This window comes from Undibacterium sp. TC9W, from assembly GCF_049339865.1.
Classification (GTDB): Bacteria; Pseudomonadota; Gammaproteobacteria; order Burkholderiales; family Burkholderiaceae_D; genus Undibacterium.
This window is the reverse complement of record NZ_JBMPPJ010000006.1, coordinates 1-17,544: the sequence shown is the minus strand read 5'-3', so window position 1 is coordinate 17,544 and position 17,544 is coordinate 1. Positions and strand designations below refer to the sequence as shown.

Sequence of the window (17,544 nt, the reverse complement as noted above, 5' to 3'; positions counted from 1 at the left end):
GATAGCCAGAAGCAATCCGCAGAGATTGCCTGGCAATGCGCCATCGAAGCCGCGACGTAGGGCATTATAATGCGCCGCATGGGGGCATCGCATTCCCAAATCGGGTTTTTACTGCACAAGATAATCACCAGCCAGTAGGGTGCGCCGTGCGCACCACTCCCGCAAATACTTCGTAAACATCAAATCAACATCCGGTGCGCATCACGCACCCTGCCAATTCAAGCTTCAGCCCGGCGCCTGCCCATCTGCCACGATGCCCATGTCCTGCATGTTCTGCGGCGTATAACCAGCTTTGATCAGCGACTGGTTCAGCGCCTTGCGTAAATAGGCGAGGTCAAATTCTGTCTGCGCCAGGTTCAGCCCCAGTTCAACGATCTGGCCAGAGCGCAGCATAGGCGCACCTGTATTTTTATCCCATTGCAGCAGGTTGTGGTTTTCATTTGGGTCTGCATCAAGGTTATACAATTCCCATTGCGTATTCGTGGGATTTTGTGGTTCCCAGTAGCGAACCAGCTTCCATGGCTTCTCAAAATACGATTGTATGTGGTTGGGTTGTACGACAGGGCCGGATGCTGTTAGTGGTTGCTTTTCGGTAGGCTTGCCAGTAGGGCTGGTCATGCGTTCTGTGATATCGACATACCACTGGTATCTATCAGGCAGGTAGTTAGTATCGAGCGGTGCGGTGATGTTGTCGTCAGAGACAAACAGCACGCCACGGCGCTCTGTTTCATTTGCCGTTCCACGAATGACGGGTGACAGGTCTTCGCCCGCCAGGGGTTTGACATCATGGCCCTGTATGAATTTAGCCAGTGCCTGCCTGTCGTTTTCATCATAGCCTGCCAGGCCCAGCAGGGTTGGCACCCAATCGACATGCGTGGTGTGGCATTGCACGGTGCGCATGGTTTTGTCACCATTGACCAGCGGTGAAGAAATGATGGAGGGTATATGGGTAGCCTCTTGATAGGCACCACACCATTTTTCTATCTGGCCACCATGTGCACCTGCGAGCTCACCATGGTCAGAAGTGAAAACGACGATGGTATTCTGGTCGAGACCACTTTCATACAGGCGTTCAAGTATGGTGCTGACTTCGATATTGACGAGGTATTGCAAGTACAGGTAAAACGCCAGATAGTTGCGGTACCAGTCCTCGGCATTGCTTTGCATCTTGAAGGGATACGGCGAAGGCACAACGGCATGCTGACCACGCAAGGTCGTCAGTGCTAGCTGGAATTTATAGGAATAATCGTACTGGCAATCCGGCTTGCTGGACAGGTCACCGTGCCAGTTGGCAGGCAGCCTGACATCGCCGAGTTTGAAGCCATCAGGATTCAGCGGCACGCGGTAAGTTGCCTTGAACTGATTGGGTGCCTTGCCGTAAGTTGGCGGCTGACTCAGCGTACCTTTGACAGGTGCACCATAGGGCGCAATGATGTCGCCCAGCGTCGGCGGTGTAGTGGGTGTTTCTACCGCTGGTTGCCAAGGAAATGGATAAGCACCGATATCATGAGGATTGACAAAAGACGCCACCGCCAGCCAGGGCCGAGGCTTGAAACTGGCATTGGTGGGGTTGTTACTGTTGATCATATTCGCCTCCACACCCACACCCTTGCGGCGCAGGAAGGTGGTGACGAGGTCAGTATAGGTCTTATCGCGATACACGCCGAGATTGGGCGTACCGAAGCGCTGGTCAGACGGGGTTGAATATTCCCAGTCGCCAAAGCCCCAGTTCTCCAGACTGCCATCAGGCGGGTTCGATAAATCCCAGCGGCCAAAATAATGCGTCTCATAACCCGCTGCGCGGAACCAGTCACCCATGGTTGGCACACCATCTTGTGGCAACCATGGAAAGGCAGGATCAGTATCGACCTTGAACATGCCCTCGGTCTGTGTTACCCCACTATGCGCACTGTATTGCCCCGTCATGATGGTGGCACGGCCAGGCACACAGGCAATGCTGGAGCAGGTATGGTTTTGCAGCGATACCCCATTCTCACGCAGCTTGACGAAACCAGGGAACTGCTCTGCATACGGATTGTCCGCCAAACTACCCTCTTCAAAACGCAAAATCTTATACAGCGGATCCAGCGGGTCGTCTGCATAACGCGGGGGATAACGCATCTGATCAACCATGATAAACAGAATATTCGGCCTGGCTGGTGGCGCGCTACTGTCAATGGCATTGCTACTCGAATTATTGGAATTACTGGCGTTGGGGCTTGCTGTGCTCATGATCATCCTTTGTGCGTTAAGGGCTAGAACAATGCGGAAGGTATGCAGCAAGGATGAAGGGGAGTTCACTCTTGCATTGAATTATCTAATTGTCAATTCTAATGCGACTTATCGAAAAAACAAAGATATAAGTTATGCAGGCACAAAAATTTTCAATTGGCGCGTGGCAATAGGAAAGTTCATGTCTCCCGAAGGATATGGGCTATTCGCGGGCACGGTAAGTGACACTGCATCTGCTCAGGCGCAGCACCGTTTCAGACTTTGTGACCAATGCGCTGCACATCAGTGTCTTTATCAGGATATTTATCAGAATCGTTATCTGGATCTCGAATATAAATATTTCAAATTTTTCTCATACACTGCTTCTGCATCAATGCGGGTAATCAAATCCAGGGCAAGCAAAATATGCTTCCTGTCGCGGTTTTCTCTGGTTCCATATTCGTGCAGCACCAGAAAATCCTGATCCGATTCTTCTACCTGACCAATAAAACAGACGTCACTGCGCACGCGCTCTGTATGCAGGGTCACATGCCCAAACTGCTCCTGAATGGAGGCCAGCGCTTCATGTAGCGAATTGATGGCAATCCCGGGCATGCATGGCGCGGCCTGGTTGCGCTTGATTAAGGCGTACAGTGATTCAAGGAAATTGCCACCCCAGCGTATCCGGGTAATATCCTCGCCGTAAACAAGGCTGAATCCATTCGCCACGCCCTCTTCGGTAAACAAGCTTAACAGTACAAATTTGTCTGAGTAATCGGCGATGATGCCCGTTAATGCATTGCTATCCAGATCGTCGCGGTACAGGTCTATCAGCTCTTGCGTCTCTTTTAGTTTGTTTATCGTCTTGTAATGCACACTCATTTTTATCCTTTCAAACTGTATGCGCTGTCCGGCATTCATGCTGACAATGCTAAAATGAATCACCGGAATCAAGATAGAAAACGACCATAGCACGAGACGAGGCCGCATGATAGAAAAGCTGGAATTAAATCATCTCAGAACCCTCGATGCCTTGTACAAGTTTGAGAACCTGTCGGCAGCGGCAGAATATCTGAACATCTCGCAGCAGGCCGTCAGCCTGCAGCTTAAAAAGTTGAGGGATATCCTCAGTGACCAGCTCTTTGTCAGGACAGGTCATGGTGTTGTCGCCACGCCATATGCAAAACTGATACAGCCACATGTCCGCCAGGTATTGATGCATCTCAATGAGATACCCTTGCCTGGCTCAGTAACTCCGGCTAATACAGCAAGAACCGTGGTCATCTCAGCGACTGACTATACGCAAAAAATCATCGTCGGCGAGCTCATCAATGAACTGAGGACTTCTGCCCCCGGGGTAAAAATCATTGTCATCAATATCGAGAGTGCGAACCTGATCCAAAAAATGCATCAGGGTGAGATAGACCTGACGCTGACATCGAATGGCTATGTGCCTGAGGGCCTGGTGTCGGATGCGATTTTCACGGAAAGATATGTCTGCGTAACCGCCAACAAAAACATTGTCTTTGATGATTATTTACCGCTGGAACGCCTGGTCGAATATGACTTTGTCGTGACATCACCCGGCATTGCCAGCTTCCAAGGTTCGGCAGACAGCTGGTTTGAACAACAGAAGCTGCGCCGCAAGGTGCAGGTATCCGTACCCTCTTTTTTCATGGCGCAGGAATATTTAAAGCAATCCGGCATGGTCGGCTTTTTACCATCGCGCCTGATGCCATGTGCTGGCCTGTTTGAAATACCACTCAAGAAATATCCACCCGGATATGAAGTCGTTGCCGCCTACCACCCCAGCGCCAGGAATGATGCGTTCATGGTATGGCTGCTGGACGAGATAAAGCAAAAATTCTCGCCAGCCACATAAATCGCTTGTATCGCTTACAAGCCGGCCTTGATGGTCAAGCCTAGCCCGCTTCTCTAGACTCTCTGCATGTTTTTTCAATAGATAGCTCATATGACAATCAAGAAAATCAATCCTGCCACGCTGTATGACGGTGCGCCATTTGGCATGTCACAGGCAGCAATAGACAAAGACAGCGGCCTGATTTTTATCTCAGGCCAGGTCGATTGGGAAAGCAGCTATCAGGTTAAAAATAAAGACATCGCAGCACAAGCAGAAGGTGCAATCAAAAACCTGCTGACCGTGCTGGAAGCAGCAAATTCTTCGGTCGCCAATATCCTGCAACTACGCGTCTATGTCAGGGGAGAACTCGCCGACCATATGGAAAAGGTAGTACCTGTGCTGCTAACATACCTGGGCACATCACGCCCGGCATTAACCGGTATCGGTGTTGCGTCTTTAGCGACAACGGATACCCTGATAGAAATTGAAGCCGTAGCAAAGCTGAATCCTGCATAGTAATCCGCGAATAGCCTCAAGCTGCCACATGCGTGATAGACATCACCTCAAAAAAAACGCGTAGAATATATGCCATGCGGGTGTAGTTTAATGGCAGAACGGCAGCTTCCCAAGCTTTAAGAAGAATCCAGCAAATTCAATGCTTTCAGCAGGATTTCATTCCCGCAAAAGAAGAAATTTTCTAAAAATCCCCCGTCTGAGAAACGTAATTAGTTGCAGAATTGCGGGAAAAATTTCCATCCAAAAAACAATGATTTTAGTGTTCAATTTTGAGCCATAATTGTGGCCGTCGAAATTCAAATAAGCATCTCGGCCGAGCCTGGTATTTCTCTATCTATATTCACTTACTTGGTGGCAGCTACAGAACACCGGTTTACTTAGATGCTGCAGTAGTAGATAAATTCGTCAGCATAGAACATGAGCATAAAACTGGGCTTAAAATGCGGTTTGTCTAAAATTAAGTACCCCTCGGGGAAATGGTAACCGAGGTGACGGAATTTTTAGAAAGCGTGGAAACCGTTGATACATAAGGCTTTCAAGCGAATAGCAAAAGGTAAGAATAAAGTATTTGAAAAGGAATTTGATTACCTGTATGTATAGTATTTTTCACTTTTCAAAATATCTTTTACTATCAAAGAGTTAGATTTTCATTACCTTTTGAGTTACTTTAAATCACTTTAGAAAGTAACTGAATATATCTATATAAATCAGATACTTAACCCCGCTGTTCCGTCCCGACTTCCTTTGGTTACCTTTTCCCCTAGCCGCCCCCAAAAATCCAATGTGAATATGTGCCAGAAGTCACGACACCCGGCCCCCGCAATTCACGAAAATTTGCGTCGAATTGCGTCATCATTTGAGGCTAGCCGAGTGGCCGCAAACGTAAGCTGGGCTTGATTCTAAATGGTGACGCATATTTGAGTAAAAAGCGACCCATTTAGCGGGCAGGCGTGGTGGGGGGATGTCTGCGCGCCGGGCCTTGAAATGGGCAAAAACGCAGAAAATTGCTTTTTTGCAATGATTTTGGAAGGGCATAGAAGGCCGCTGGGCGTGCGGCCATGGCGCGGCGTGATTTATCTTGCGTATGCCGTTGGTATCTCTTCCCAACGCGTTGTATAGGCTGGGGAACGGTTCTCTGACTTCATTGACCAGCGGGCTGACAGCCCCGTAGATGCTAGGTGCAAAACATCCTGACCATACCGCTGATTGATTGTGTCCATTGCATTCATGACGGCCACAGAATTGGCGCGTGTTTTGGAATCGTTAAACAGTGTGCCTTGTATGTTTGTATTGGAAGCTAGGTTCATTAAAACAATTCCGGCCTTTTTATAGTTGTAGCCTTCCTTGAAAATCAAATCAAAGCCAGATAAGGCGGCGCTAACTATCAGCCTGTTGTCATCTGTCTGTACTGAAAGCGGCACAGTCATGCCGTTGCTGTATTGCCGGTCTTGTTCCCGAAACGGATTTGTATGTATGAAGACATGGACAGCGCCACAAACAGAGCGCTGATTGCGTAATTTTTCCGCCGCCCTCGCAACATAGGTCGATATTGCTTGCGCAATTTCATCTGCAGACGTTAGCAGCTTCCCAAATGACCGCGACGAAATTATCTCTCTGCGCGGTGGCACAACTTCATCCATTGCCATGCAGGAAACGCCCCTTAGTTCTTGCAATGTGCGCTCGGTGACTACCCCAAAACTCTGCCGTATCATGCTTGGCGATGCGTCTTTCAGGTCTTGCACAGTATGAATATTCATAGCATGCAGCCGTGCACTAATCCGACGGCCAACACCCCACACATCCCCGACGTCGATACGCTCAAACAGCCAGCGCATACGCGCTTCTGACATCGTAGTAAAGTCGCAAACGCCATCAAATAAGGGCAGTTTCTTTGCCACATGGTTTGCTAGTTTCGCCAGTGTTTTGGAAGTGGCAAAGCCAACACACACCGGCAAGGCCGTCCACTTCAGCACCTTCTTTCGGATGTCCTGGCCCATTACTGTGGGCGTTTCCCAGATCCCGCCCATGCCGTCCACGTTCAGAAAACACTCATCAATGCTATACACTTCAACATGCGGGCTATATCCCCGCAAAATTGTCATGACCCTGTTACTCATGTCACCGTAAAGCGTGTAATTGCTCGACAGTCCTATGATGCCGTGTTGTTTTATCAGGTCAGTCATATGAAACCATGGCGCACCCATCTTTACGCCTAAAGCCTTGACCTCCGCTGACCGTGCGACGGCGCAGCCATCATTATTTGAGAGCACTACCACCGGCTTATTCTGTAATCGGGGATTAAAAGCCCGTTCGCAACTTACATAGAAATTGTTGACATCAACCAGGGCAAAGATAGGCTGTGATTGCGTTCCCATGTTCACACCTTGTACTTGCGCACGACGCCTGTGATAACGCCCCAGATTTGCAGCTCTTGCCCATCTGTTAGCCGTATTGGTTCAAACATAGGATTTTCTGGATGTAATTCTATGCGTCCCCATTTCTGATACAGGCGTTTAAGTGTGTATTCCTCATCAATTATCGCCAGTACCAAGTCACCATGCGAGGCATTTAAAGACCGGTCCACCACAATAATATCTTCATCAAAAATACCAATGCCTGTCATGCAGTCACCTGAAACTTTGAAATAATAGGTAGCCTCTTTATGCGCTACCAGGAATAGATTTAGGTCTAGTCCCTTCTCAATATAATCAAGTGCAGGCGAAGCAAAACCGGCTGATACCTTGTGACAAATCAGGGGTAGTTCGCAGGGTGCAGGATTCTTTGCGGCGATTCCGATTAGGGAAAGTTTGTAAACTGTTGTTTCCATAGCAATCAATCAAGAGTCAGTAAATACTGTATATATAATCAGTATATACACGAGATTGCAGAACCTCAAATAAGATGCAAAAAGCCCCGAAATTCGGGGCTTTTTGTGATTTAAGGTGGTTAATTATGCACTAACCACCGAATTTCGCCTTGAATCATTTAGATCCTCGGAAATAGCATTTAACGCCGCCCTTGCCAAAAATCCAGAGCGAGTTTCATGCCGGGTACCGATATACTCATCTATTTTGGTCAACACAAACCTTGGCACACTTATATTTATGCGCTCTGGCTTTGAATCCAATTTAGCCATATCGATATTAACCAAAGCCCAAATCCCATCGTTGTAGTCAGGATTTGCTCTTAAGTCTTCAATTTTTGATACTTTAATATCTAATTGTTCTCCACTTTCAATTAGATAGCTTACGTGTGAATAAATAGCTGCTTTTGTACTTTCGATAGCTTCGTCAACCGTATCTCCAGACGAAAAACAACCAGGAATATCGGGCACGGTTACACCGTACTCGGATCCTTCGTCTTTATGAATTACTATGGCGATGTCCATATCAACTTCTCCGTTGTAGTTTCCTAATTAGTTCTTAAATATTATGAAAAATTATTAAATGTTATATTTACTGCTTCTATCGGGCTCAAAAAAATCCAGCAATTAAGTGCAAAATTACCCTAAATCTGCCGAGCGTCTCAATGCTCGGCAGGGTAAGTTATTTCATTCCAGCTATTTTCAAAATACTACGCAGTGTTCCCAGCGGGATATCCTTTTGTGGATGTTTAACTGTGATTACTGCCCGGTTTGAACTATGCTTGAATGTCCAATGGCTGCTTTCTGTACGTACATGAACCCAGCCTTCGCTTTTTAATTTTGCAATTAATTCGCTTGATTTCATTTTACCGTCCCCTAAAGTAGGTAAATGAATTATACACACAACTACACACCGAATCAATATTTATGTGTAGTTGTGTGTATAAAATTTCTTGATGAGAATATCAGCGTCCGGCAATTCTCATTAATTTTTGTTCTCTTTCGTAGTCATAACGACAATCAGCATTGCAAAATAATTCCCTATACCCCACAGGCTCGTCACAGAACAAACAGTGCAAGTCTGATTCCACAACAGGGTAGCGTTGCATATTGTTCAATGCAAAATCAAGGTCAAGACTAATACGCGCATCTGCGCTGTCAGCAATATCACTCATTTTGTGGTGCCTCCTGCGTCACCTAAAGAATATGGGGTAAATCGGATTACTTCCTCGCCTATCCACTCGTTGCACTCTCTGAAACGCGCCTGCAGCGGTTCCAGCTCATGCATAGAAAACACCTTGGCCGCTTTCTCTACATCTCCGAAGCCGCCCGTATTGTTCGGCACCAGGCCAAGCAGCTGGGGCGGCACCCGGTGCGCTGCCAGCATGTCGTCACGGGTCACGTTCTTGATGCTGAAAAACTCATCTTTGGCCGCCACCTCAGACACCGGCAATATTTGGATGCCGTCTTTCTTGCCGTTGGGTGCATACATGAACACATTGCGGAAATTGCCCGGTCCCTTGCTATCGCGCAGCGCCTGGCGCATGGCATCGACATCACTTTGATTTTGTGCAGGGTCAGTCATGTACAAGATGAAACCGGCGTGGGAACCGTTCTTGTAATACTTGCGCCTGAACAGCGTAGCGGCCTCATTCAGCCAGGCAGAGTGCAAGGCACTCAGGTATTCAGGCAGGCCGTACACCTCCTGGTTAATATCCGGTTCCATCAAATGGAAAATCGCCCCAGACTCAAACACATGATCTTCCTGCCAGCCGCGCACAAAGGCGTACTGGTTCAAGTCATCGCTACTGCGCCGCATATACTTGGCAAGTGCAGGCGCAAGCTGCAACGTCTTACCAGTGCGGCTTTTACGGTTTTCCAGATAGGCATTGCCAAACACCAGGAAATCCAGCGCAAAGCGGCTAAACGCCTCGCGTGACAGCAAGGCATGCGGCACAAAGGTGGCCGCCAGCAAATTGCGCTTAACGTATATCGCCGTACTGTGATGCACGCTGGCGCGGAATGACTTAGCCAGCCCGTCCCAACTGATAGGCGGCTCGTAATACCGCCCATTCGTCCAGCACTCGATATAGTCCAGAATTTCAGCCCGGTCTAACACTGGCGAAGGGTCACCAAACGTAAACGCCTCCATGCCAGGCGGTGAAGCCAGTACCGGCGCACTTGCCACCGGGTTCTCTGGCGCGGCACTATGCGTTATAACTGCCTGGCCGCGCCTCTTCTTTCTCGTCATGAATACACCTCCATAAATGATTGATTACTGCTGACGCCACCGTCCAGGGGTTCATGGTCCAGCGCATGCATACATGCCCAGGCTAAGTCCGCGTGCCCGGTTTCCTCGCTACGGTCTGCCACATAGGTCACATGCTGGCCGCTGGCCGTCAGGGTCTTTTTAATGGTCATAAATGCCTGCGCCAGATCCGTGGCCCCGGCGTCAAACTCCAGACGGCCCTTGCTAATCACATCGCGGGCTTTGATGACCATGCGGCTTTTAACAGCCGGGTCATAGTTGATCTTGGTTACATTGGGATAGAAGTTTTTAACGAGTTGGTGCACACCCTCCCCCATGCCAGTGGCATCAATGCCAATAAAGGCAACGTGATAGCGAATGGTGGATTGCCGTATCTGTTCAGCCTGGGCCGCAAAGTCCATGCCCCTGAACTGCATACGCTCCAACACCCGGAATTTCCCCCCAGGCGTGCGCGGTGGCGCGAGTATCACCAACCCGGCACTATCACCGGTGAAAGCCGGGTCGTAGCCTATCCAGACCGGGTTATCACCATAGGGCCGCGTGGTAAATGGCTTAAAGTCTGTCCAATCTACCCAAGCGTCGACCATGCACTTTTGCAGCTCTTGCAATGGGAACACAGACGCCGTGTCATCAATAAACTGACACATCAACAGGTTTTCAAACTGGTCCGGGCTGTACTCGTACGTGCGCAGCTCGTCGATATCGAACAGATCACAGCCACCCGCCTGGGCGTCCATGATGGTGACAATTTGCCGCCACATCTTGTCTTCACCAGTGAAACCACTGGCAAGCCGCTTATGGCTGACATCGATATTGACCTGGTCTTTTTTTGGTCGCCGCTTATTGAACAGCTCACCAGTCCAGAACGGGTAAGCCTCATGCGTGATGCTCGATGGCGTAGAAAAATAAGTCTTGCGCCATTGCTTATGCAGCGCCATCCCTGACGCTACCTTGTTCAATTCCTGAAACTTATGCGTCCAGAAAAATTCATCAAAGTAAAAATTGCCGTGATAACCCTGGGCCGTCCTGGCATTGGTACCCAAGAAGTAAAGATGTGCGCCATTTGGCAACACAATAGGATCACCGGCCAGCTCGATGCCTGCCGCCTCTTTGGCGAACTGGATAATGTATTGCTTGAACACGTGCGCCTGCGCTTTGGATGCAGATAGAAAAATCTGATTGCGCCCGGTTTCCATGGCATCGGCCAAGGCCTGGCTTCGATTTTTTCTATGAAAGGGGTTTCGTCCCATTTTTCACGATCGCACCAGCTCTGCACAGTGCTGCGTTTGATATCCAGATGCTTGGCAATGGATGAAATACGCCAGCCCTGCCAGTACAAGGCCTGGGCATGCTTTTTAAGGTCATAGGTAGGCGCGACCGCAGCGCCGCCAGTAGGCGCTTCTGTGTCGTTTTCGCAGGGGGTTTCAGACGTATTTTCGTCGGCAATATCAATCATGCCGTCAGATTACGGGCATCGCGGGCGCGAAGGCACAGGCAACAAGTTGTTATAAATCTTATCAACCCGCTGACCATTGAAGCGAATTCCAGCAAAGCAGACTATGCCAACTGCACAGCCAGAAATCAATTCTTGAAACCGACAACCTACACCATAAAACCATGAGCACAAAAAAATTTAAATCAAAATTCTTCCGCGTGGCAGTCGAAGGCGCAACCACTGACGGCCGCAAGATTGAACGCAGTTGGATTCAACAAATGGCTAAAAACTTCGACCCTCAAAAATATGGCGCACGCATCTGGATGGAACATATACGCGGCACGCTGGCCGATAGCCCATTTCGTGCTTATGGCGACGTGACCGCCGTCAAGGCCGAAGAAGTCACCATCGACGGAAATAAAAAACTGGCGCTGTTTGCCCAGATTGAACCGACTGACGACTTGATCGCAATGACCAAGGCCAAGCAAAAGATTTACACCAGCATAGAAATCAATGACAAGTTTGCCGACACTGGCGAAGCCTATCTTGTCGGCCTGGGCGTAACCGACAGCCCCGCGAGTCTGGGTACCGAAGTTTTGAGCTTTGCCGCCAACAACCCCACTGCCAACCCATTTGCAGGGCGTAAAACCAACCCTGACCACCTGTTTTCTGCTGCTATTGAAGTCGATCTTGAATTTGAAGAAATCAGCACAGAAACCACCAGCCTAGCCGCCAAAGTTAAAGGCTTGCTAAACAGTTTCAGCAGCAAAAAGACCGGCGACGATGCCCGTTTTTCGGATATTGGCGAAGCAGTGGAAAGCATTCTCGAACACACCGGCCAGCAAGAAACGCGCTTCAACGAATCAACCAAACGGATTTCCGAGCTGGAAAAGAACCTCAAAACCGTCACCGACAATTTCAACAGTTTAAAAAATCAGCTCGACAAAGAACCCGGCAACCAGACCACCAGGCCCACTGCCACAGGCGGCAACGGCACAGAACAAACCGACTGTTAAGCCTGTAAGCGACAGCAACACACCACGACACCAACACACACAAAACAACGGAGTAAGCACGCATGAGAAACAATACCCGCCTGGCCTTCAATTCCTTGCTGGCCCGCCTGAGCGAAATCAACGGCGTTGATGACGCCACCAAGACCTTTAGCATCGCACCCACGGTGCAACAAAAGCTGGAAACCAAGATACAAGAATCCAGCGAGTTCTTAAGCAAAATCAACATCATCGGCGTGACCGAGATGGAAGGCGAAAAACTCCACCTCGGCATCACCAGCCCCGTCGCCAGCCGCACCGATACCACCCAGACAGAAAGACAGACCCGCGATTTGACCAGCCTGTCCAATGACCGCTATCGCTGTGCCAAGACAGATTTTGATACCCATATCCCGTATGCAAAGCTCGATGCCTGGGCCAAGTTTGCCGATTTCCAAACCCGTATCCGTGACGTCATCGTCAAACGCCAGGCACTAGACCGCATGGTCATTGGCTTTAACGGCACGGCAGTGGCACCCAATACCAATATCGCCACCTACCCGCTGCTACAAGACGTGAATAAAGGCTGGCTGCAGCAATTGCGAGAAAACGCCCCTGAACGCGTCCTGGCATCCGGTGCCACCGCCAACAAAATCAAAATCGGTGCCGGTGGCGACTTCGCCAATCTGGACGCTGCCGTGTATGACGCCATCAATCTGCTGGACCCATGGTTCCGCGAAGATGCCGGTTTAGTTTGCATAGTCGGCCGCCAGCTCATGCATGACAAATATTTCCCCCTGGTGAACAAAAATCAGGCCGCGACCGAAACACTGGCATCTGACATCATCATCAGCCAAAAGCGTATCGGTGGCTTGCAGGCGGCAACAGTGCCTTACTTCCCGGCAAACAGCATCCTGATTACGCGCTATGACAACCTGTCTATCTACTTCCAAGAAGGCGCACGCCGCCGCCAGGTCATGGAAAACCCTAAACGTGACCGTATAGAAAACTATGAATCCTCGAATGATGCCTATGTCGTAGAAGATTACGGCATTGCTGCAGCCATTGAACACATCGAACTGGTGCCTTGATCATGTCACACACCAGCCTGGCAATGCGCCACTTTGCCCGTATCACCGCCGAGCGGGCCAATGCACAAAGTAACCAAGGCGGCGAACTCACCGGCAACGCCTACGAGCTGATGCTTGCCAAGCTCATCAATGACAAGCAAAGGCTGAAGGCCATCAAGTCTATCCAGCGCAAAATCGAACTCAAGCGCGAAATTCTTCCTGAATACGATGACTGGATAGACGGCGCACTGGAAAGCGGCAACGGCGCGCAAGACCAGGTATTAACCACAGTCCTGGTCTGGCACATCGACGCTGGCACCTATGCCCGCGCCCTGGACATCGCGCAATACTGCCTGGTGCATAACCTGAGTCTGCCCGACCAGTACGCCCGTGATGTCCCCACCCTGCTGCTGGACGAAATCCCAGGTGCATACCTCGAAGGCCGTTTTGAAAGCCCGGCTGCAGCCGTGGAAACTCTGCGGGCCGTGCAACTGCTGACCGTCAATGCAGACGTACCAGACCAAGCCAGTGCCAAGCTGTACAAGGCGCTGGGCTATGCCCAGATAGGCAAGATGGGCAATGGTGACATTGACTTTGACCAACTGGCAGAAGTTGACGCCAGCAAAGCATTGGACAACCTGCGCCGCGCCCTGGACATGTTCCAAAACATAGGCGTAAAAAAAGATATAGAACGGCTTGAACGCCGCCTCAAGAACATCGTAGGTAGTGGCGACACGCCGCCAACTACGTAACCAGGCACCCTCCGGCGCTGGGCGGCGTGGGCTGATCAAAGATTTCTAGCCATTTACTTTGTGAAGCCCACCCACCGCCCCCTTTGCTTGCCTAACCAACGATCAATAACACCATGCCATTTATTGCCAACGCACCAGGCGGCCAGCCATCCAGCCCGGCCCAAACAAGCAACACCATTACCAATGATGGGTTTTTCCCTGACATTGATATTGCTGCTATGCGTGACGCCATTCGTCTGGATGGCACCGTCACAGACCCCCGCCTGATTGCGGCAACCGTTGATGCCATTATCTTTGTCAATGACCAGGTCAAGGGATTGAAGGCTTCAGCCCTTGGCGCTGGTCATGCCAGCCTGGTGGCCATACCTGCCGACCAGGTCAACCGGCAAAGCGTCCTGATATCCCATTACCTGCGTGCTGTCTATTGCACGGCAAAAGCGGATCTGATTGAACGTTACAAGGATTACGACAGCACCGCCACGTCACTGGATGACAAGAAGCTTGTCGGCTTTCTGGCAAATGGCCCGGATGAAGAACGCAGGAATGCACAGTGGGCAATTTCCAATTTGCTGGGCCGCCATCACGTCACAGTAGAACTGATTTAGACATGATCGTCCGCGCCCAACAAAACGACACCCTGGACCTGCTGGTCTGGCGACACCTGGGCAGCACCAGCGGCATCGCTGGCGTGCTGGCCTTGAATCCTGGCATCACCAGCCTGGGCGCGTTTTTGCCTATGGGCAGAGCAATCACTTTGCCAGACCGCGCACCTGCAGCACCCGTGCTGCAAATGATTAACTTGTGGGACTAACCATGAACGAAAACCACATGGAAACAATAAAGGCCATACCGCCCGTTGCCATCAGCGCCATCACGGTTTTAGGCGTGCCGCTCAATGAATGGGTATTCATCCTCACCATTATTTACACCGTGCTGCAAATTACTTTCTTCTTACGCGACAAGGTAATAAAGCCCTGGTTCCACAGACGTGCAAATCAGAGTGCCAATGCACAGAAAGGAAAAAATCAACAATGAGTACAGATATCAAACAAAAACTGATAGCTGCTGGCATTGCTGCAGCCTTGCCCTTGATTGTCCTGTTTGAAGGCACCAGGCAAACCGCCTACCTTGATCCTGTCAGCATCCCCACCATTTGCCGGGGCCACACTGGTGGCGTCAAGCTGGGCCAGACTGCCACTATAGAGCAATGCGACGACATGACAGTACAAGACTTGCTCAAGGCCAAAGCATCAATGGAAAGCTGCTTGAGAGTCCCACTCAATGACAACCAGCGCGCCGCCTTCACCAGTTTTGTATTCAATGTGGGACCGGGCCGCAAAGGCGTCAAAGACGGTTTCTGCGTGCTGGAAAGCGGCAAGCCTTCAACCATGATTACCTTGCTCAACAAAGGCGACTACACCGGCGCATGCAATCAAATGCAGTTTTGGAACAAAGCCGGTGGCGCAGTGTACCCAGGCCTGACGAAGCGCCGCGCCGCAGAGCGTGAACTCTGCCTCAAACCCGCATAGGTGAACGAATGCTCAACATCATCAAAGCACTGGACCCACGCCCATGGATTGCCCTGGCATTTGCCGCCGCCGTCCTGTTCTGTGTTGTCAAATACAAAGACGCCATACACCAGGTAGATAAACTCACCGCCCAAATTGAAAAGGACAAAGCAGAAGCCACCGCCACAGCACGCGAAAATGAAAAGCTCATGTCCCGCAGCCTGGCCGCCATCGCCACCAACCACCAAAAGGAAATGCAAGATGAAAAAGACAAACGCGACAAGTTTATTAGTGATGTCCGCACTGGTGCTGTGCGCCTGTCAATCCCCATCAAAGCTTGCACCGCCCGTACCGGCACAAATACCGCCCCTGGATTCAGCAATAGCGACCAAGCGCGAGCCGAACTTACGCCAGAGGCTGGAGCAACTCTTGCAGCCATCGCCGCAGACGGCGACGACGCCATCCGCCAACTAAACGCCTGTATAGACAGCTACCAGGCAATCAGGGCCATTACCAACCATGTACAAACCAAATAGCCTGCGCGCCCACCTGACAGCCGCTTTGCCGGATCTGCAGCGCAACCCAGACAAGCTGCTGGTGTTTGCAGACAAAGGCTGCTTGCGCACTACGCGCACGGCTTCACGGTCTTTTGAATATGCCTATGTCTTGAATGTCATTGTGACCGACTACGGCGGCGAAGAAGACGCGCTTATGGTGCCCTTACTGGACTGGGTGACAGTGCACCAGGCAGATTTGCTGGGCAACGAAGACAAGAGCAACAAAGGCATACGCTTTATTGTTGATTTCAATAATCATGACAGCGTTGATATCAGTTTAGAGCTGGACATCACAGAGCGCGTCATCGTCAAACAGACCGGCAACAAGCTTGATATTACCCACACAGGCGAAATAGCCGCCACACCCGACTATACCGCGCAATTCTGGCAGCTCTACAACGGTAACAACCTGCTTGCAGAGTGGCAGGTACTTAACCCAGTGCAAGACAATGGCTGACGATCTCAAGGCGCTAGAACAATGGGCAAGCGTCCTGCTTGCCCAGCTCGATCCGGCCAACCGGCGCAAAGTCAGTTTGAAAGTGGCGCAGGATTTGCGACGGTCCCAGCAACAACGCATCAAAGCGCAACAGACACCAGACGGCATCCAATACACGCCCAGGAAGCCGCGCAAGGATTTGCGCAGTAAGAAAGACCGAATCAAAAAGCAGAAGGCCTCTATGTTTGCCAAGCTGCGCACCAATGCTAATCTGAAAGTAAAAGCAGACGGCAATGAAATCGCTGTGGGCTTCTTTGGCCGCGTTGCCCGCATTGCGCGAGTGCATCAGTTTGGGCTAAGTGATCGTGTTGCAAAAGAAGGCCCTGTGGTCAGATACGCAGAACGCAAATTAATAGGCTTCACTTCGAGCGACATAGAGACCATTCAAAAATCAATACTAACGCAGCTCGACTAGCAATCGGATTCAATTTCATTTATAAAGTCTGTGTAGGCACTCATTCTTTTAAACATTTGTGTCAGTACAAACTGATATTCATCTTAACAGCCAAGTAAATTATTCTTAAAAGAAAAATTAGGTAATTTCAAGTTAAGCGTGTATATTGCATGTCGTACTTGCATCAAGTCCTTAATTTGTTGGTCCCAATTCCGCATAGCTTTATCTTTCTGGCTGTTCTGTCTTTTTTCCACTGGTTTTATCACTTGCTTACAAGTCCATTTTGGGCGATTTTGCCCATGGTTTTATCAAAAGGAAAAAAACATGAGTACTCAAACAGGCACAGTAAAATGGTTCAATGATGCTAAGGGCTTCGGCTTTATTTCTCCTAGTGAAGGTGGCGCAGATCTGTTTGCTCACTTTCAGGACATACAGTCCAGCGGCTTCAAAAGCCTGAGCGAAAACCAGCGTGTGTCTTACGAACGCACAGCCAGTCCTAAAGGCGACAAAGCCAGCAACATCCAAGTTCTGTCCTAATATCAGACCAAGGTCTTTATTGACCTTGTCGGGCGAATTGAATTTGCCCGGTCGCAGCGCTTTTGACTAGTTTAGTAATACCG

21 protein-coding genes and 1 pseudogene are annotated in these 17,544 nt (G+C 50.0%); 13 read left to right on the top strand and 9 right to left on the bottom strand.

The features are described from left to right. Positions 1-225: 225 nt before the first annotated feature. Positions 226-2,232 (bottom strand): sulfatase-like hydrolase/transferase, encoded by a 2,007-nt coding sequence (locus tag ACO0LN_RS09690; RefSeq protein ID WP_422973168.1) that lies wholly within the window; start codon positions 2,230-2,232, stop codon positions 226-228. A 315-nt stretch (positions 2,233-2,547) separates the two neighbouring features. After that, entirely contained in the window at positions 2,548-3,093 is a 546-nt protein-coding gene (locus ACO0LN_RS09685; RefSeq protein WP_422973166.1) for a hypothetical protein, read from the bottom strand. Between the two features lie 106 nt (positions 3,094-3,199). Between ACO0LN_RS09685 and ACO0LN_RS09680 the strand changes: the two genes are divergently transcribed. Further along, entirely contained in the window at positions 3,200-4,093 is an 894-nt protein-coding gene (locus ACO0LN_RS09680; protein WP_422973164.1) for a LysR family transcriptional regulator, read from the top strand. A 90-nt stretch (positions 4,094-4,183) separates the two neighbouring features. Then, positions 4,184-4,588 (top strand): RidA family protein, encoded by a 405-nt coding sequence (locus ACO0LN_RS09675; RefSeq protein ID WP_422973162.1) that lies wholly within the window; start codon positions 4,184-4,186, stop codon positions 4,586-4,588. 1,073 nt (positions 4,589-5,661) lie between these two features. Here ACO0LN_RS09675 and ACO0LN_RS09670 read toward each other — a convergent pair. The 7 genes and pseudogenes from ACO0LN_RS09670 to ACO0LN_RS09640 all read right to left on the bottom strand — a co-directional run bounded on the left by ACO0LN_RS09670 (position 5,662) and on the right by ACO0LN_RS09640 (position 11,059). Next, a complete protein-coding gene (locus ACO0LN_RS09670; protein WP_422973160.1) occupies positions 5,662-6,963 on the bottom strand; it encodes a Y-family DNA polymerase in 1,302 nt (433 codons plus the stop codon). A 2-nt stretch (positions 6,964-6,965) separates the two neighbouring features. After that, the gene (locus ACO0LN_RS09665) at positions 6,966-7,415 is read right to left on the bottom strand and encodes a LexA family protein (protein WP_422973158.1); all 450 of its coding nucleotides are present in this window, start codon (positions 7,413-7,415) and stop codon (positions 6,966-6,968) included. Positions 7,416-7,538: 123 nt separating this feature from the next. Further along, entirely contained in the window at positions 7,539-7,976 is a 438-nt protein-coding gene (locus tag ACO0LN_RS09660; RefSeq protein WP_422973156.1) for a type II toxin-antitoxin system HicB family antitoxin, read from the bottom strand. Between the two features lie 157 nt (positions 7,977-8,133). Beyond that, entirely contained in the window at positions 8,134-8,316 is a 183-nt protein-coding gene (locus ACO0LN_RS09655) for a type II toxin-antitoxin system HicA family toxin (RefSeq protein ID WP_422973154.1), read from the bottom strand. Between the two features lie 100 nt (positions 8,317-8,416). Next, complete coding sequence (locus ACO0LN_RS09650) at positions 8,417-8,626, bottom strand: DUF2116 family Zn-ribbon domain-containing protein (protein ID WP_422973152.1); 210 nt, start codon at positions 8,624-8,626, stop codon at positions 8,417-8,419. After that, on the bottom strand, positions 8,623-9,702 hold the full coding sequence (locus ACO0LN_RS09645) for a phage portal protein (RefSeq protein WP_422973150.1): 1,080 nt from the start codon (positions 9,700-9,702) through the stop codon (positions 8,623-8,625). Before ACO0LN_RS09645 ends, ACO0LN_RS09650 begins: the two co-directional genes overlap by 4 nt. Next, positions 9,699-11,059: pseudogene (locus ACO0LN_RS09640) on the bottom strand (terminase large subunit domain-containing protein). Before ACO0LN_RS09640 ends, ACO0LN_RS09645 begins: the two are co-directional and overlap by 4 nt. Before the next feature lie 278 nt (positions 11,060-11,337). On the opposite strand from ACO0LN_RS09640, the gene ACO0LN_RS09635 reads away from it, so the two are divergent. From ACO0LN_RS09635 to ACO0LN_RS09585, 11 genes are all read left to right on the top strand, one after another. Beyond that, on the top strand, positions 11,338-12,171 hold the full coding sequence (locus ACO0LN_RS09635) for a GPO family capsid scaffolding protein (protein ID WP_422973148.1): 834 nt from the start codon (positions 11,338-11,340) through the stop codon (positions 12,169-12,171). A gap of 62 nt (positions 12,172-12,233) precedes the next feature. Then, a complete protein-coding gene (locus ACO0LN_RS09630) occupies positions 12,234-13,238 on the top strand; it encodes a phage major capsid protein, P2 family (RefSeq protein ID WP_422973146.1) in 1,005 nt (334 codons plus the stop codon). Positions 13,239-13,240: 2 nt separating this feature from the next. Beyond that, positions 13,241-13,969: a phage terminase small subunit gene (gene gpM / locus ACO0LN_RS09625; RefSeq protein ID WP_422973144.1), complete on the top strand. Its 729-nt coding sequence runs from the start codon at positions 13,241-13,243 to the stop codon at positions 13,967-13,969. A gap of 113 nt (positions 13,970-14,082) precedes the next feature. Continuing rightward, positions 14,083-14,574: a head completion/stabilization protein gene (locus tag ACO0LN_RS09620; RefSeq protein WP_422973142.1), complete on the top strand. Its 492-nt coding sequence runs from the start codon at positions 14,083-14,085 to the stop codon at positions 14,572-14,574. Between the two features lie 2 nt (positions 14,575-14,576). Next, positions 14,577-14,780, top strand: coding sequence for a tail protein X (locus ACO0LN_RS09615; protein WP_422973140.1), 204 nt, complete (start codon positions 14,577-14,579; stop codon positions 14,778-14,780). A gap of 2 nt (positions 14,781-14,782) precedes the next feature. Continuing rightward, positions 14,783-15,004 (top strand): hypothetical protein, encoded by a 222-nt coding sequence (locus ACO0LN_RS09610; RefSeq protein WP_422973138.1) that lies wholly within the window; start codon positions 14,783-14,785, stop codon positions 15,002-15,004. Further along, positions 15,001-15,498: a lysozyme gene (locus ACO0LN_RS09605; protein WP_422973136.1), complete on the top strand. Its 498-nt coding sequence runs from the start codon at positions 15,001-15,003 to the stop codon at positions 15,496-15,498. The genes ACO0LN_RS09610 and ACO0LN_RS09605 overlap by 4 nt, the downstream gene beginning before the upstream one ends. An 8-nt stretch (positions 15,499-15,506) precedes the next feature. Then, positions 15,507-16,013 (top strand): lysis system i-spanin subunit Rz, encoded by a 507-nt coding sequence (locus ACO0LN_RS09600; protein ID WP_422973134.1) that lies wholly within the window; start codon positions 15,507-15,509, stop codon positions 16,011-16,013. Further along, complete coding sequence (locus tag ACO0LN_RS09595) at positions 15,997-16,491, top strand: phage tail protein (protein WP_422973132.1); 495 nt, start codon at positions 15,997-15,999, stop codon at positions 16,489-16,491. The genes ACO0LN_RS09600 and ACO0LN_RS09595 overlap by 17 nt, the downstream gene beginning before the upstream one ends. Next, complete coding sequence (locus tag ACO0LN_RS09590; RefSeq protein ID WP_422973130.1) at positions 16,484-16,945, top strand: phage virion morphogenesis protein; 462 nt, start codon at positions 16,484-16,486, stop codon at positions 16,943-16,945. Before ACO0LN_RS09595 ends, ACO0LN_RS09590 begins: the two co-directional genes overlap by 8 nt. 303 nt (positions 16,946-17,248) lie before the next feature. Beyond that, positions 17,249-17,461 (top strand): cold-shock protein, encoded by a 213-nt coding sequence (locus ACO0LN_RS09585; RefSeq protein WP_422973128.1) that lies wholly within the window; start codon positions 17,249-17,251, stop codon positions 17,459-17,461. Positions 17,462-17,544: the final 83 nt, after the last annotated feature.

What these genes read in the sequence shown, in the direction of transcription:
- ACO0LN_RS09690 (WP_422973168.1), bottom strand. Translation starts at nt 2,232, where the DNA reads ATGAGCACAGCAAGCCCCAACGCCAGTAATTCCAATAATTCGAGTAGC.
- ACO0LN_RS09685 (WP_422973166.1), bottom strand. Translation starts at nt 3,093, where the DNA reads ATGAGTGTGCATTACAAGACGATAAACAAACTAAAAGAGACGCAAGAG.
- ACO0LN_RS09680 (WP_422973164.1), top strand. Translation starts at nt 3,200, where the DNA reads ATGATAGAAAAGCTGGAATTAAATCATCTCAGAACCCTCGATGCCTTG.
- ACO0LN_RS09675 (WP_422973162.1), top strand. Translation starts at nt 4,184, where the DNA reads ATGACAATCAAGAAAATCAATCCTGCCACGCTGTATGACGGTGCGCCA.
- ACO0LN_RS09670 (WP_422973160.1), bottom strand. Translation starts at nt 6,963, where the DNA reads ATGGGAACGCAATCACAGCCTATCTTTGCCCTGGTTGATGTCAACAAT.
- ACO0LN_RS09665 (WP_422973158.1), bottom strand. Translation starts at nt 7,415, where the DNA reads ATGGAAACAACAGTTTACAAACTTTCCCTAATCGGAATCGCCGCAAAG.
- ACO0LN_RS09660 (WP_422973156.1), bottom strand. Translation starts at nt 7,976, where the DNA reads ATGGACATCGCCATAGTAATTCATAAAGACGAAGGATCCGAGTACGGT.
- ACO0LN_RS09655 (WP_422973154.1), bottom strand. Translation starts at nt 8,316, where the DNA reads ATGAAATCAAGCGAATTAATTGCAAAATTAAAAAGCGAAGGCTGGGTT.
- ACO0LN_RS09650 (WP_422973152.1), bottom strand. Translation starts at nt 8,626, where the DNA reads ATGAGTGATATTGCTGACAGCGCAGATGCGCGTATTAGTCTTGACCTT.
- ACO0LN_RS09645 (WP_422973150.1), bottom strand. Translation starts at nt 9,702, where the DNA reads ATGACGAGAAAGAAGAGGCGCGGCCAGGCAGTTATAACGCATAGTGCC.
- ACO0LN_RS09635 (WP_422973148.1), top strand. Translation starts at nt 11,338, where the DNA reads ATGAGCACAAAAAAATTTAAATCAAAATTCTTCCGCGTGGCAGTCGAA.
- ACO0LN_RS09630 (WP_422973146.1), top strand. Translation starts at nt 12,234, where the DNA reads ATGAGAAACAATACCCGCCTGGCCTTCAATTCCTTGCTGGCCCGCCTG.
- gpM (WP_422973144.1), top strand. Translation starts at nt 13,241, where the DNA reads ATGTCACACACCAGCCTGGCAATGCGCCACTTTGCCCGTATCACCGCC.
- ACO0LN_RS09620 (WP_422973142.1), top strand. Translation starts at nt 14,083, where the DNA reads ATGCCATTTATTGCCAACGCACCAGGCGGCCAGCCATCCAGCCCGGCC.
- ACO0LN_RS09615 (WP_422973140.1), top strand. Translation starts at nt 14,577, where the DNA reads ATGATCGTCCGCGCCCAACAAAACGACACCCTGGACCTGCTGGTCTGG.
- ACO0LN_RS09610 (WP_422973138.1), top strand. Translation starts at nt 14,783, where the DNA reads ATGAACGAAAACCACATGGAAACAATAAAGGCCATACCGCCCGTTGCC.
- ACO0LN_RS09605 (WP_422973136.1), top strand. Translation starts at nt 15,001, where the DNA reads ATGAGTACAGATATCAAACAAAAACTGATAGCTGCTGGCATTGCTGCA.
- ACO0LN_RS09600 (WP_422973134.1), top strand. Translation starts at nt 15,507, where the DNA reads ATGCTCAACATCATCAAAGCACTGGACCCACGCCCATGGATTGCCCTG.
- ACO0LN_RS09595 (WP_422973132.1), top strand. Translation starts at nt 15,997, where the DNA reads ATGTACAAACCAAATAGCCTGCGCGCCCACCTGACAGCCGCTTTGCCG.
- ACO0LN_RS09590 (WP_422973130.1), top strand. Translation starts at nt 16,484, where the DNA reads ATGGCTGACGATCTCAAGGCGCTAGAACAATGGGCAAGCGTCCTGCTT.
- ACO0LN_RS09585 (WP_422973128.1), top strand. Translation starts at nt 17,249, where the DNA reads ATGAGTACTCAAACAGGCACAGTAAAATGGTTCAATGATGCTAAGGGC.